Source organism: Streptacidiphilus anmyonensis, from assembly GCF_000787855.1.
Classification (GTDB): Bacteria; Actinomycetota; Actinomycetes; order Streptomycetales; family Streptomycetaceae; genus Streptacidiphilus; species Streptacidiphilus anmyonensis.
In genome coordinates this window covers 31,335-45,016 of sequence record NZ_BBPQ01000002.1, presented here as the reverse complement: position 1 = coordinate 45,016, position 13,682 = coordinate 31,335, and the positions used below count along the sequence as shown (strand labels likewise).

The following is a 13,682-nucleotide window of genomic DNA, read 5'->3' as shown; positions in this document are numbered from 1 at the left end:
GGAGGCGGCCACCGCCGATCCGGCGCGCGCCGCGGCGCTGCTGCGCGACGCGCTCGTCCTGTGGCGCGGGCCCGCCCTCGCCGACCTGCCGACCCGCGAGGACGCGGCGCGCCGCCTGGAGGCCGAACGCTCCGCCGCGCGCCGTGCGCTGGTCGAGGCCGAGCTCTGCCTCGGCCGCGCGGCGGCGGTGCTGCCGGATCTGGCCGAGTACCTCGCGGCCGAGCCGCTCGACGAGTCCTGGCACCTGCTCCGCCTGCGCGCCCTCCACGCCTCGGGCCGCACCGCGGAGGCGCTGCTGGCCTACGACTCCTTCCGCGGGCTGCTCGCCGACGAGTTGGGCGCCGACCCGGGCCCGGCGCTGCGCGCGGTGCACGGTGAGCTCCTCGCCGCGACAGCGCCGTCTGCGTCCGCGCCCGGTCCGTCCGTACCGCTTCCGGCCGCAGCGGGCCCGGTCGTCCCGACGGGTCCGGGCGCCGTCCCCGCGCCACCCTCGGCCGCCGGGCTGCCGCGTGGCGCGGGCTTCGTGGGCGCGGCTGTCCCCCGGGAGAACGGTCCGTGGACGGGAGGCGCGACCGCGGAAGCGGCCGGTAGCCGGTCCTCCGGGCGGGCGGGTTCGGGGGCCGAGCGCGTCGGCCTCTCCCCGGGCGGCCTCCACGCGCCCTCGTCGGCGCGGCCGGCCCCGCCGGTGCCGCCCGCGACACCGGCACCGTCCGTGCGCGGGAACCTGCCGCGGCGGTTGACCAGCTTCGTCGGGCGGGAGAGTGAACTCGACGCGCTGCGGCAGGAGTTGCCCGGCGCACGGGTGCTCACGCTGACCGGGCCCGGCGGGACGGGCAAGACGCGGCTGGCGCAGCAGGCCGCGGGGGCCGCCGCCGGGGCGTACCCGGACGGGGTGTGGCAGGTCGAGCTCGCGCCGCTCGACGATCCGCGGGGCGTCGTGGACGCGGCTCTCGGCGCGCTCGGGCTGCGGGCGACGCACCTGGGGCTCGGGCTGTCGGAGTCCCTCGGGGCCCCCGCCGCGGGCGCGGCCGCCGCCGAGGGGGAGCGACCGCTCGCGCGCCTGCTGGAGTTCTGCGGGCCGCGCACGCTGCTGCTGGTGCTGGACAACTGCGAGCATCTGGTGCAGGCCGCCGCCGAGCTCGCCGAATCGCTCGCCGCCGCCTGCCCCGGCGTCACCGTGCTCGCGACGAGCCGCGAACCACTCGGGGTGCCGGGGGAGTTGGTGCGCCCGGTGGAGCCGCTGCCGGAACCGACCGCGCTGCTCCTGCTGGCCGAGCGCGGCGCGGCCGCGCGGCCGGGGTTCGATCCGACCGACCCGGCGCAGGGCCCGGACGCCTGCGCCGAGATCTGCCGCCGCCTCGACGGCCTGCCGCTCGCGATCGAGCTGGCCGCCGCCCGTCTGCGCGCCATGACCCCGCGTCAGCTGGCCGACCGGCTCGACCGCCGCTTCACGCTGCTCACCGGTGGCAACCGCACCGACCTCCCCCGTCGGCAGACCCTGAGGGCCGTGGTGGACTGGAGCTGGGAGCTGCTGGAGAAGTCCGAGCGGACGCTCCTCGCGCGGCTGTCGGTCTTCTCCGGAGGCTGGACCCTGGAGGCCGCCGAGGCGATCTGCTCGGACGGGGACGACCTCCCGGTCCAGGACGTGGCTCCCTGCCTGCTCTCCCTTGTCGACAAGTCACTGATCCAGGCGGATCTGACGACCAGCAACCCCGAGCCGCGCTACCGGATGCTGGAGACGATCCACGAGTACGCGGTCGAGCGCCTGCCGGAGACGGCCGACCCGAACGCCCCCGGCCTCGCGCACCTGCGCTGGTTCCGCGAACTCGCCCGCGTCACCGACCCGCTGCTGCGCTCGGCGGCCCAACTCCAGGCACTGCGGCTTCTGGACACCGAGCACGACAACCTGCGGGCGGCGCTGCGGCGCGCGGTCGAGACCGGCGAGGAGCAGGAGGCGCTGAGCCTGCTGTGCAATCTCGGCTGGTACTGGATGCTGCGCAACCAGCGCGACGAGGCCCGCGAGTTCACCCGCGCGGTGCGCGCGCTGATCCCCGGCGACCCGTTCGACGTGCCGGCGGTCCCGGTGCCGGAGGGGCCGTGCGACCTGCCGCCGCCGTGGCCGCAGCCGGTGCTCGAGGAGGCGCGCCGCGTCGCGAGCACCGGCGTCATCCTGACCGGCGAGGGCTCCTTCGGCGGCGTCCCGGACGACGACGTCCGCCGGCTCGGCGCGCGCATCGTCGACTGTTACCGCCCCGAACTGCCGCAGTCCGCCCGTCTGCCCGCGCTCCAGCGGGTCTATGTGGTCATGTTCGCGGGCCTGTTGGAGCAGCTGCCGGCGGTCGCCGACGGAGCGGTCGAGGGCTGCCGCCGGTTCGGCCGCCCCTGGGAGCTGGCCTGCGCGCTGCAGATCCGCGCCAAACTCCTCAACGACCAGCCGGGCAACCGGGAGCGGGCGGCCATGGACGCGGCCGAGAGCCTGGAGCTGTTCGACGCCATCGGCGACCGCTGGGGACGGGCCGAGGCGTATGCGGGGCTTGCCGAGATCGCCATCTTCGCGGGCGACTTCGAGGAGGGCGTCCGCTGCTGCCGCGAGGCCATGGCCCTGGCCCAGGAGATCGGGGCGGACCAGGAGGAGCCGATCCTGCGGGTCCGGCTCGGCGACGCGCTGCTCGGCCTCGGCCGGATCGAGGAGGGCGAGGCCGAGCTGCTGCGCGGCATCGCCGACGCCCGCGCCTACGGCCTGGTCGGCCAGGGCGCGGGCATGTTCGGCACGATGCTCCTCGCCAGCCTCCGGATGCACCAGCAGCGCCTCGCGGAGGCCCGCGAGCTGCTCGAGGAACTACTCGGGGGAGGCACGCTGAGCGAGGGCGCCGGAGGGCTGCTCACCGGCCTGGTCAACGGGCTGCTCGGCTCCGTCGACGCCATGGACGGCGATCCCGAGGGGGGCCTGCGCCGCATCCGGGCCGGGCTCGAGGAGATGCGCACCGACCCGCTGATCCCCTTCGCCTCGGAGCAGCTGCCGCTCGTCCTGATCCCGGCCCTGGCCGGAACGCTGTGGCGCTACGCGGCGGTCGGCGCGGTCCCGCAGGAGCGCCCGGCCCTGACGGCCGTCACGCTTCTCGGCGCCTACACGCACCTGCAGAGCCGCTCCGCCGCCCACCACCTCGACCGCGCGGCCCTCGGCGAGACGGCGGCCGGCCTGCGGGCCCTGCTCGGCGACGCGGCGTTCGAGGCCGCCCACCGGGAGGGCACGACCCTGGACGCGAGCGCGGCCGTCGCCCTGATCTACGGCGACTGAACCGGGCTGAGCCGGCGCCCGTCAGGTCCGCCGACGGAACCTGGCGACGGCCAGCGGCGCGAAGACCACGGTCAGCCCCACCGACCAGGCCAGCACCAGCAGCGCCGGATGCAGCACCGGCCCGCCGTTGATCAGGGCGCGGCTGGCGTCGGCGAGGGCCGAGAGCGGGTTGACCTTGGTGAAGCCCTGAAGCCAGCCGGGCATCGAGCGGACCGGCGCGAAGATCGAGCTGCCGAACTGCAGAGGGATGATGAGCAGCATCCCCACACCCTGCACCGCCTGAGGGTTCTTCATCGCCATGCCCAGCAGCATGGAGACCCAGACCACGCCGGTCCCGAAGGCCAACGCCAGCCCGAGTGTGGCCAGGACGCCCAGCGGGTTGGTGTGGATGCGCAGGCCCAGGCACATCGCGAAGGCGACCAGGATGACCAGCGAGACCGCCGAACGGCAGCTCTCCGCGAGGAGTTTGGCGACGAGCACCGAGGACCGCGCGATGGGCATGGTGCGGAAACGGTCCATCACGCCGCTGGTGAAGTCGACGTTGAGACCGGTGCCGACGGCCATCGCCAGGCTCAGGCCGATCTGCCCGAACATGCCGGGGATCATGTACTGGATGTAGTTGTGCGAGTTGCCCGCCACCGCGCCGCCGAAGACGTAGACGAACAGCACGGTGAAGAGGATCGGCATCAGCAGCGCGTCCAGCAGCGACTCGGGGTCCGCCTTCATCCGCATCAGGTTGCGGCGGGTCAGCGCGGCGACGTGGTGCAGCGTGGCGCGCGGGCTGGTCCGCTGGTCGTCGTCCTCGGCTGCCGCGGGGACGAGCTCGGGGGGCGCGGGGGGCGCGGTCAGCGTGGAGGGCGTGGAGGGCGCGGCGGGCGCGGCGGGCGTGGTGGCTGCGGCGTAGGCGGTCATGCTGCGGGCTCCAGGGAGGAGGGGGCGGACTGCGCGCCCGTGATGGCCAGGAACACCTCGTCGAGGCTGGGCAGCCGGGTCTCCAGCGCGGCGATGCCGAGGCCGGAGCCGCCCAGGGCGTCGACGACGGCGGTCAGCTGCGCCTCGTCGCCGGCGGGAACGGTGAGCCGGCCCTCGCCGTCGGGGACGGCGGCCAGTCCGTGGTCGGCGAGACGGCGGATCATGGCGTCGAGCTCCTCGGCCCGGGCCGGACGGATCGTCAGGGTCTGCTGGCCGACCTGCCGTTTGAGGCTCTCCACGCTGCCCGTGGCGATGACCGTGCCGCGGTCGAAGACGGTGAGGTCGGAGGCGAGCTGCTCCGCCTCCTCCATGTACTGCGTGGTCAGCAGCACCGTCGAGCCCTCGTCGACCATCCGCCTGACCTCGGCCCACACCTCGTTGCGGGTGCGCGGGTCGAGGCCCGTGGTCGGCTCGTCGAGGAAGAGGACCCGGGGGCGCCCGATCATCGAGGCGGCCAGGTCGAGGCGGCGGCGCATGCCGCCGGAGTAGGTCTTGCTCGGGCGGTGCGCGGCGTCGGTCAGGGAGAAGCGCTCGAGCAGCTCCTCGGCGCGGCGGCGTGCGCCCTTGGCGTTCAGGTCGAGCAGCCGGCCGATCAGGTAGAGGTTCTCGTAGCCGGAGAGCAGCTCGTCGACGGAGGCGTACTGCCCGGTCAGACCGATGGCCCGGCGCAGCCGGTAGGGCTGGCGCTCCACGTCGCAGCCCGCCACCACCGCGTGGCCGGCATCGGGCCGGACCAGTGTGGACAGGATCCGCACGAGCGTCGTCTTGCCGGCCCCGTTCGGACCGAGCACGCCCATGACGGTGCCCTCGGCGACGTCGAGATCGACGCCGTCGAGGGCCCTGGTCTCGCCGTAGTGCTTGGTCAGCCCGCGCACCTGGACGGCGGCGGTGACCTTCGGGTTCGTCCTCAGCTCCATGCCGAGGACTCTGCCGGGACGCGCCGACGGGCCGCCGTCACGGCTCCGTCAGCGCGCCGTCACGGCGCCGTCAGGGCGCCACTCGAACCGCGGGAACCACCGGGATCAGTGGAACGTGTGCTCCTCGGCGGGGAAGGAGCCGCCGCGGACCTCGTCCATGTACTCCGTCGCGGCGCGGCCGAGCTCGGCGCGGAGGTTGGCGTACTGCTTGACGAACTTCGGCACCCGGCCGCCGGTCATGCCGGCCATGTCCGTCCAGACCAGCACCTGGGCGTCGCAGCCGACGCCCGCGCCGATGCCGACGGTCGGGATGTGCAGCTCGTGGGTGACCTGGGTGGCCAGCTCCGCCGGGACGGCCTCCAGGACGACGGAGAACGCGCCCGCGGACTGGATGGTCTTGGCGTCGCGCAGCAGCTGGTGCGCGGCCTCGTCGCCCCGGCCCTGGACCGGGTAGCCGCCGAGGGCGTGCACGGACTGCGGGGTCAGGCCCAGGTGGGCCATGACCGGGACGCCGGCCTGGACGAGCATCTCGATGGCCGGTGCGGAGCGCTCGCCGCCCTCCAGCTTCACCGCGTGGACGCCCGCCTCCTTCATCAGCCGTACGGCGTTGCGCAGCGCCTGCGCGGGGGACTCCTGGTAGCTGCCGAACGGCAGGTCGGCGACGACCAGCGCGCGCTGGGTGCCGCGGACGACCGCGGCGGACAGCATCGCGATCTCGTCCATGGTGACCGGCACGGTCGTGTCGTAGCCGAGGTGGCAGTTGCCCATCGAGTCGCCGACGAGCAGCACCGGGACGCCGGCCTCGTCGAAGACGCCGGCGGTCATCGCGTCGTAGGCGGTCAGCATCGCCCAGCGCTCGCCGCGGGCCTTGGCGGCGGCGAGGTCGCGCACGGTGACCCGGCGCGAGGTGACGCCGCCGTAGAGGGAGGGGGTGGCGTCCTTCTTGGCGGACGGGCCGGAGGGAGCTTGGGCAGGCGGAAGCGAACCGTTCTGCATGACGTGTCTCCTGTGTCGTGGTCTCGTGGCGCCGTACGGCGTCCCCGGATCACGTCCATGCTGGCACGCCCGCGCGAGAGAGGGAAAGGGGAGCGCGCGGGGCGGGAACGTCGCGCGCGTCACTCTCGCGCCCCCGCGGGTCTCATTTTCGATACGAGACGTTCTCGTATCGAAAATGGGCTACGCTACCTTCCATGACGACGACTGCCCCTGCCGCCGCCCCGCCGCGGGTGCCCGAGGCGATACACAAGCGCCGCTGGGCGATCCTCACCGTCCTGGTCTTCAGCCTGCTCGTTGTGGTGCTGGACAACTCGATCCTGAACGTCGCGATGAAGACGATCGCCTCGCCGAAGCCCGTCGGCATCGGCGCCACCCAGAGCCAGCTGGAATGGGCGATCAACTCGTACACCCTGGTCTTCGTCGGCCTGCTGTTCACCGCCGGGCTGCTCGGCGACCGGCTCGGCCGCAAGAAGGTGCTGCTCTTCGGCATGGTCGTCTTCGGCGCGGGCTCGCTGCTCTGCTCGATGGCGAGCAGCCCGGCCGAGCTGATCGGCTTCCGGGCCGCCATGGGCTTCGGCGGCGCCTTCGTGCTGCCGGCCACGCTGGCCATCATCATGAACGTCTTCGAGCGCGAGGAGCACCCGAAGGCCATCGGCATCTGGTCCGGGGCCGTGGGTCTGGCCATCGCGATCGGCCCGATCGCGGGCGGCCTGCTGCTGGCCCACTTCTGGTGGGGCTCGGTCTTCCTGGTCAACGTCCCGATCGTGATCGCCGCCCTGGTCGGCATGGTCTGGCTGGTGCCGGACTCGCGCGACCCGAAGCCCGGCAAGCTCGACCCGGTGGGCGTGCTGCTCTCCATGGTCGGCCTGGTCGCCCTGATCTACGGCATCATCAAGGGCGGTCAGGACGCCGACTTCGGCGCCACCGAGAGCTGGGTGCCGATCGTCGGCGGCGTGCTGGTGCTGGTGGCCTTCGTGCTCTACCAGAAGCGTGCCGCCCACCCGGTGCTCACCATCTCCTGGTTCCGCAACAAGCACTTCTCCGCGTCGGTCGTCGCCATCGGCCTGGCCTTCTTCGCGCTGATGGGTGTCACCTTCTTCGGCGTCTTCTACATCCAGAGCGTCCGCGGGTACAGCCCGCTCCAGGCCGGTCTGCTGCTGCTCCCGCTGGCGGTCGCGCAGCTGATCCTCTCGCCGCGGGCCCGGTTCGTCGTGGACCGCTTCGGCGTCAAGTTCACGATCGCGCTCGGCATGCTGCTGATCGTCGGCTCGTTCCTCGGCTTCATGACCCTGGGCCGCACCACCGGCATCTGGGTGCTCGAGGTCGTCGCGTTCGTGCAGGGCGCCGGCATGGCCCTGGTGATGCCGCCCGCGTCGGTCACCATCATGTCCAGCCTGCCCCGCGAGAAGGCAGGTTCCGGTTCGGCCGTCAACAACACCTTCCGCCAGGTCGGCGGCTCGCTCGGCGTCGCCGTGCTCGGCGCGCTGCTGTCGACGTCGTACCGCAGCGGCATCAGCGACCATCTGGCCACCCTGCCGCCCGCGCTGCGCGGTCCGGCGGGCGAGTCGATCGAGGGCACCCTCGGCATCGCCGCGCAGCCCCAGTTCCACGCCTCTGCCCTGGTCGATCCGGCCAAGGACGCGTTCGTCCACGCCATGCACGTCACCGCGCTCGGCGCGGCGGGCGCGGCGGTGCTGGGCCTGATCGTCGCCCTGGCCTTCCTGCCCGGCAAGGCCGCGGCGTACGGCGGCGCGATGGCGCCGCGCGCGACGGGCGCGGACAAGCCGGGCGCGGACAAGTCCGGAGCGGACAAGCCGGGAGCGGCCACGTCGGGCGCGGACGGGCAGGCGGCCGGTTCCGCCGACGCGACGGCTGCGGCTCCGGCCGAGGCGCAGGTGGCCGTGGATGCTACCGGGGCTCAAGCCGAGTGAGGGAGGATGGGGCGGTGAGCAGCAGCGCAGGCAAAGCCGAAGCCGTGGACAGTGAGTTCGAGGACCTGATCAGTCGCGAGCTCGGCCGTCAGCGTTCCACCGCTCCAGTCGCTCCAGTCGCCCCAGCCGCTCCGGCCGCGGCTGCGGTCCCCGCCGCTCCGGCCCCCGCGCCGGTCCCGGCTCCGGTCCCGGCCAAGCGCGGTCGGCCGCGCAGCGAGGCGGTCGAGTCGTCGATCGTCGAGGGCATGCTCCGCCTGCTGGCCAAGGGTTCCAGCCTGGCCAGCCTCACCGTCGAGGCCATCGCCGCCGAGGCGGGGGTCGGCAAGGCGACCATCTACCGCCGCTGGTCGGACAAGGACGCCCTGCTGCTGCACCTGCTCACGCAGCTGGAGTCCAAGATCGACCCGATCTGCGAGCGCGCCACGCTGCGGGAGACGCTGATCGCGGCCGTCGACAGCATCCGCCTGAACGCCGTGAACCGCCGCTCCGGCAGCGATCTCGCCATGATCGGGGCCGAGATCCGGGCGATCCCGGATCTCTACGGCCGCTACCACGAGTCCGTCATCGAGCCCCGTCGCCGGGCGCTGCGCGAGCTGGTCCGCGCCGCCCAGCTCCGGGGTGAGCTGCGCGACGACATCGACCCCGACCTGCTCGGTGAGCTGGTCGTCGGCCCGATGCTGTCCCGTGCGCTGCTGCACCCGGACGAGTCCATCGACGACCCGACCCTCGCCGCCACGATCGTCGACGCCGTCCTGGAGGGCGTCGCGGTCAAGCCCGGAGCCGAACCGGGGGTCAAGCCGGGAGCCGAGCCGGGAGCCAGGCCGGGGGGCAAGCCCGGGGTCTCATCGAACACTCACCCGGTTCACGACAACGCCGACGGAACCTGAGGTCGGCGGGGGTGCGTCTCCTCACCCATAGGCTGACTCCCGGCAAACGGGATCAATCCGGGCAAGGGTGAGGAACGGTACATGCTTCGCGGTCTTCGGGGGAACCACTGGCGCGGCCGGGACGGCAAGGGCCGTTCCACCTGGCACCGGGGCTGGGTCCTGGCCGTGCTCGCGCTGCTGCTGGCCGCCGTCCTCGCCTTCCACCGGCAGATCCCCGACACCTTCGGGAACTTCGGCAGTCTGATCGAGACGTTCCTGCCGTGGTTCGGCCTGGCCGTCCCGGTGCTGCTGGTCCTCGCGCTGCTCCGTCGCTCCGCCACCGCGCTGGTCGCCCTGCTGGTGCCGGTGGTGATCTGGTCCGTCCTGTTCGGCGCGTTGCTGCCGGACAAGAGCGGCGGCTCGTACGACTTCACCGCTGTCCAGCACAACATCAGCGCGGACAACACGTCCGTCGCGAGCACCATGCGGACGCTGATGCGGGCCGACCCTGACGTCATCTCCTTGGAGGAGATCACCGGGACCGCGCTCCCGACGATCACCCAGACGCTGGACGGGACCTACCGCTACCACGTCGTCGAGGGCACCGTCGGCCTGTGGTCCAAGTACCCGCTGACGGACACCGCCCCCGTCGACATCAAGATCGGCTGGACCCGCGCGCTGCGGGCGACCGTCCACGCCCCGCAGGGGGACCTGGCGGTCTACGTCGCCCACATGCCGTCCGTCCGGGTGCACTTCGACGGCGGCTTCACCGCCAACCAGCGCAACCGCAGCGCGGAGGCGCTGGGTGAGGCGATAAGCCGGGAGACGCTCACCCGGGTCCTGCTGCTGGGCGACATGAACGGCACCATGAACGACCGGGCGCTGGCCCCCATCACCATGCAGCTGCGCTCCGCGCAGGGCAGCGCGGGCGCAGGCTTCGGCTTCTCCTGGCCGGCGTCGTTCCCCTCGGCCCGGATCGACCAGATCATGTCCCGGGGCATCACCCCGACGGCCGCGTGGACCCTCCCGCAGACCGGCAGCGACCACCTGCCGATCGGGGCGCACTTCGAGCTGTGAGAGCAGCCGCCCAGGCGGTGCTCAGCGCTCCCGCCACCGGTTGGTGATCGGCTGGCGGCGGTCCCTGCCGAAGTTCTTCACGCTGATCTTCGTGCCCGGCGGGTACTGCCGGCGCTTGTACTCCGCCGTGTCGACGAGCCGGATCACCCGCTCCACCAGCGCCGGGTCGTAGCCCTCGGCGACGATCTGCGCGCGGCCCAGGTCGCGCTCCACATACGCCGTCAGGATCGCGTCCAGGGTGTCGTACTCGGGCAGCGAGTCCGTGTCGACCTGGCCGGGACGCAGCTCGGCGGACGGCGGCTTGGAGATGGTGTTCTCCGGGATCGGCGGGGTCTCCCCGCGCTGCTCCGCGATCTCGTTGCGCCAGCGCGCCAGGCGGAAGATCAGCGTCTTGTAGACGTCCTTGATCGGGCCGAAGGCGCCGACCGAGTCGCCGTAGAGGGTGGAGTAGCCGACCGCCAGCTCGCTCTTGTTGCCGGGCGCGAGGACGATGTGGCCCTCCTGGTTGGACAGGGCCATCAGCAGCGTGCCGCGCAGGCGCGACTGGAGGTTCTCCTCGGCGAGCCCGGTCAGCTTGAGCGCGTCCATGGAGGCGTCGAACATCGGCGCGATGGAGACCGTGCGGAAGTTCAGCCCCGTCCGGCGGGCCAGCTCCGCCGCGTCGTCGCGGGAGTGGTCGGAGGAGTACGCACTCGGCATGGAGACGCCGTACACGTGCTCCGCGCCGATCGCGTCCACGGCGATCGCCGCGACGAGCGCGGAGTCGATGCCGCCGGAGAGGCCGATCAGCACCGACCGGAAGCCGTTCTTGCGCACGTAGGCGCGGACGCCGCAGACCAGCGCGGCGTAGATCTCCTCCAGCTCGGCCATCGGGGCGGCCTGGCCCGGCACGACCGGCTCCTCGGGCGCGGGCAGCGGCTCCTCGGAGAGGACCGTGCGCTTGATCTCCAGGCCGTCGGCCACGATGCGCGTCGCGCCGTCCACCGGGGCGGTCGCCGCGGGCAGGTCGAGATCGAGCAGCAGACACCCCTCCTCGAACTGGGGCGCCCGCGCCAGCACCGTGCCGTCGGCCTCGACGACGACGGACTGGCCGTCGAAGACCAGCTCGTCCTGGCCGCCGATCAGGTTGACGTAGGCGAGCGTGCAGCCCGCCTCGGCCGCGCGCCTGCGGACGAGGGCGAGGCGCTCGTCGCCGCGGCGCGCCTCGTAGGGGGAGGCGTTGATCACCAGCAGCAGCCCGGCGTCGGCCTGGCGGGCGGCCTGGACCCGGCCGCCGTCCTGCCAGATGTCCTCGCAGATGGCGAGCGCGACGTCGACCCCGTGCACGCGGACGACCGGGAGGGTGTCGCCGGGCACGAAGTAGCGGAACTCGTCGAAGGTGCCGTAGTTGGGCAGGTGGTGCTTGGCCGTCCGGGTGACGACCTCACCCTGGTGGAGCACGGCGGCGCAGTTCTGCGGGGAGCCCGCCGGCAGGCCGAGCCGCGGCGTGTCCTGCAAGGACTTGCCCAGATAGCCGACGACGACCGGAACGTCGCCGAGGCCCTCCGCCTCCAGCCGCGCCGCCAGGGCCACCAGCGCCGAGCGCGACGCCTCGATGAAGGAGGGACGCAGCGCCAGGTCCTCGATGGGGTAGCCGTTGAGCGCGAGCTCGGGGAAGGCGACCAGGTGGGCGCCCTGCTCGGCGGCGTGACGGGTCCAGCCGACGATCAGCTCGGCGTTGCCGTCGATGTCACCGACAACGCTGTCGACCTGGTTCAACGCGAGGCGAAGGCTAGGCATGCCCCCAGAGTAATCGTCTCTTAGACGAGATGGGCGACGAGTCCCGTCCGGCGGCGCTTTCCGCCGTTCGAGAGCTTCGGATAGATGTGCCGATATGACCTGGATATAACTGTATTGACGCTATGTCTGAAATAAAGGTACGTTCGAGCTTCAAGCGAGGGTGCGGGTACGCACGAACGAGCGCCCGCAAGACGCACGAGGGGATGGACCACGTGGACCAGCCGGCCGAGCGAGAGGCTGCCGCCCCTTGGGCGGTGCGCCGCCCGCCCCGCTCCGACGCGGAACTGAGGGAACGTCCGGCCCGCGGGGTGCTGCCCGGATGGGCCGCCCTGCTGGTCGCCTTCGGCGCGGCCGCCCTCGCCCTCCTCGTCCAGGCCCGACGCGCCGAACCACCTCCGGCCTGGCTGCCCGGCGGCCGGACTCTGCACGGCCTCTTCGGCGGCTTCGGCGGCCCGGTCGTCCCGGAGCGCGGAGCGGTGACGCTGCTCGCGCTCTGCGGGGCCGTCATGGCCCTCGCCGTCTTCGGCCTGATGGCGAACCCGCTCGGTACGGCCCGGGTGCTGAGCCGCTGGGGCGGCTACCGCGGCACGGTCCGCCGCACCGGACTGCTCTGGGTGAACCCGCTGCTGGGGCGTCGTCCGATCGACGTGCGGATCCGGCACTGGCGCAGCGAGCCGATCTCCGCGACCGACCGCGAGGGCTCCCCGGTCACCGCCGAGCTGATCATCGTCTGGCAGGTGCGGGACAGCGCACGGGCCCGCTTCGCCGTCGACGACCACGGCAGGCACCTGGCCCTGTGCGCCGAGTCCGTCCTGGCCCGCACGGTCGCCACCCTGCCCTGCGACAGCTTCGCCAGCCCCGGGCCCTCCCTGCGCGACGACCAGTGGCTGGGCGCCGAGCTGACCCGGCTGCTGGGCGCGGAGATGTCGGCGGTCGGCGTCGCCGTCTACTCCGTCCAGGCCGTCGGTCTCGGGTACCGGGCCGACTTCGCCGACAGCATGCGCCGCCGTCGGCTGGCCGAGCTGGACGCGGGCACCCGCGAGGTCATCGTCGGCGACGCCGTCGAGACCGCCGCGCTGACGCTGCGACAGCTCGAACGCAGCCAGGGGGTCGCGCTCGACGACACCTTCCGCGCGGAGCTGACACGGGACCTGGTCACGGCCTTCCTCTCGGTACCGGTGCCCGACCCCGTGCCCGACCCCGTGCCCGCCGCCGTGCCGGACGCCGTGCCCGCCGCCGGGCGGTCGGAGGAACCCGTTCGGCGGCACCCGGTCCCGCAGCGCTCCGCGACCGCCCTCTCCTCCCGCAGCCGGCTGCGGCCGGCCGTTGCGGCCGTAGGAGCCACTGCGATCACTTCGGTCACTGCGGTCACAGCGCTCGTTGCGGACCCCGGGGGCGCCGTGGCCGTGCCTGCCGTGACGCCCGCTCCGCGTCCGGGGCCCGCCGTCGACCCGCCGTGACCGCTCGCCGCCGCCCACCCTTCGCCACCCCGCCCTTCGCCCGCCCGCACGAAGCACCACCGGGAACGAGAAACGGAGACCGTCCGTGACGACCGCCTTCGCCGAGCTCGATCTGGACACAGCCGACTGCACCTGCGCCTACTGCCGCGACCGCCGCACCGCCGTCGGCGCCCGGCCGGGCGGCTCCGCCCGTGACCGTCGCCCCGCCGTCCGCCCGCTGCTCCGCGCCGCCGCGACCACCGCGATGCTCGCCTTCGGGGGCGGCGGGGCCCTCATAGCCGCGCCCGCAGCGAGCGCCGAACCGGCGCCCGCGCACGCGGGCTGGGACGGACACCGCTACTGGTTCCGCGCCGACGGGGAGTGGCGGTGGACCACCCCCTACGACA

At 73.4% G+C, this 13,682-nt stretch carries 9 protein-coding genes and 1 pseudogene; 6 read left to right on the top strand and 4 right to left on the bottom strand.

What is annotated here, in order from left to right:
* Positions 1 to 3,298, top strand: a 3,298-nt coding sequence (locus tag TR50_RS48385; protein WP_052440624.1) for a BTAD domain-containing putative transcriptional regulator, incomplete at its 5' end; no start/stop codon positions are given.
* 21 nt (positions 3,299 to 3,319) lie between these two features.
* Here the strand turns inward: TR50_RS48385 and TR50_RS02810 are convergent.
* The 3 genes from TR50_RS02810 to panB form a co-directional block, all read right to left on the bottom strand.
* Positions 3,320 to 4,210 (bottom strand): ABC transporter permease, encoded by an 891-nt coding sequence (locus tag TR50_RS02810; protein WP_084699687.1) that lies wholly within the window; start codon positions 4,208 to 4,210, stop codon positions 3,320 to 3,322.
* Positions 4,207 to 5,187: a daunorubicin resistance protein DrrA family ABC transporter ATP-binding protein gene (locus TR50_RS02805; RefSeq protein WP_042413488.1), complete on the bottom strand. Its 981-nt coding sequence runs from the start codon at positions 5,185 to 5,187 to the stop codon at positions 4,207 to 4,209. The genes TR50_RS02810 and TR50_RS02805 overlap by 4 nt, the downstream gene beginning before the upstream one ends.
* A 105-nt stretch (positions 5,188 to 5,292) precedes the next feature.
* Entirely contained in the window at positions 5,293 to 6,183 is an 891-nt protein-coding gene (gene panB / locus TR50_RS02800; protein ID WP_042413486.1) for a 3-methyl-2-oxobutanoate hydroxymethyltransferase, read from the bottom strand.
* A 194-nt stretch (positions 6,184 to 6,377) separates the two neighbouring features.
* On the opposite strand from panB, the gene TR50_RS02795 reads away from it, so the two are divergent.
* From TR50_RS02795 to TR50_RS02785, 3 genes are all read left to right on the top strand, one after another.
* The gene (locus TR50_RS02795) at positions 6,378 to 8,114 is read left to right on the top strand and encodes an MFS transporter (RefSeq protein WP_084699686.1); all 1,737 of its coding nucleotides are present in this window, start codon (positions 6,378 to 6,380) and stop codon (positions 8,112 to 8,114) included.
* A 14-nt stretch (positions 8,115 to 8,128) separates the two neighbouring features.
* Entirely contained in the window at positions 8,129 to 9,001 is an 873-nt protein-coding gene (locus TR50_RS02790; RefSeq protein ID WP_052440622.1) for a TetR/AcrR family transcriptional regulator, read from the top strand.
* Between the two features lie 81 nt (positions 9,002 to 9,082).
* On the top strand, positions 9,083 to 10,057 hold the full coding sequence (locus TR50_RS02785; protein WP_042413483.1) for an endonuclease/exonuclease/phosphatase family protein: 975 nt from the start codon (positions 9,083 to 9,085) through the stop codon (positions 10,055 to 10,057).
* Between the two features lie 21 nt (positions 10,058 to 10,078).
* On the opposite strand, the gene TR50_RS02780 is transcribed toward TR50_RS02785, so the two are convergent.
* Positions 10,079 to 11,836: an NAD+ synthase gene (locus tag TR50_RS02780; RefSeq protein WP_084699685.1), complete on the bottom strand. Its 1,758-nt coding sequence runs from the start codon at positions 11,834 to 11,836 to the stop codon at positions 10,079 to 10,081.
* Positions 11,837 to 12,039: 203 nt separating this feature from the next.
* Here TR50_RS02780 and TR50_RS02775 point away from each other — a divergent pair, with 203 nt between their 5' ends.
* On the top strand, positions 12,040 to 13,296 hold the full coding sequence (locus TR50_RS02775; protein ID WP_052440619.1) for an SPFH domain-containing protein: 1,257 nt from the start codon (positions 12,040 to 12,042) through the stop codon (positions 13,294 to 13,296).
* An 85-nt stretch (positions 13,297 to 13,381) separates the two neighbouring features.
* Positions 13,382 to 13,682 (top strand): annotated as a pseudogene (locus TR50_RS46450) (hypothetical protein); the annotation flags it as partial.

Bases quoted from the DNA above. Each gene is read 5' to 3' on its own strand.
- TR50_RS02810 (WP_084699687.1), bottom strand. From the start codon at position 4,210: ATGACCGCCTACGCCGCAGCCACCACGCCCGCCGCGCCCGCCGCGCCC.
- TR50_RS02805 (WP_042413488.1), bottom strand. From the start codon at position 5,187: ATGGAGCTGAGGACGAACCCGAAGGTCACCGCCGCCGTCCAGGTGCGC.
- panB (WP_042413486.1), bottom strand. From the start codon at position 6,183: ATGCAGAACGGTTCGCTTCCGCCTGCCCAAGCTCCCTCCGGCCCGTCC.
- TR50_RS02795 (WP_084699686.1), top strand. From the start codon at position 6,378: ATGACGACGACTGCCCCTGCCGCCGCCCCGCCGCGGGTGCCCGAGGCG.
- TR50_RS02785 (WP_042413483.1), top strand. From the start codon at position 9,083: ATGCTTCGCGGTCTTCGGGGGAACCACTGGCGCGGCCGGGACGGCAAG.
- TR50_RS02780 (WP_084699685.1), bottom strand. From the start codon at position 11,836: ATGCCTAGCCTTCGCCTCGCGTTGAACCAGGTCGACAGCGTTGTCGGT.
- TR50_RS02775 (WP_052440619.1), top strand. From the start codon at position 12,040: ATGGACCACGTGGACCAGCCGGCCGAGCGAGAGGCTGCCGCCCCTTGG.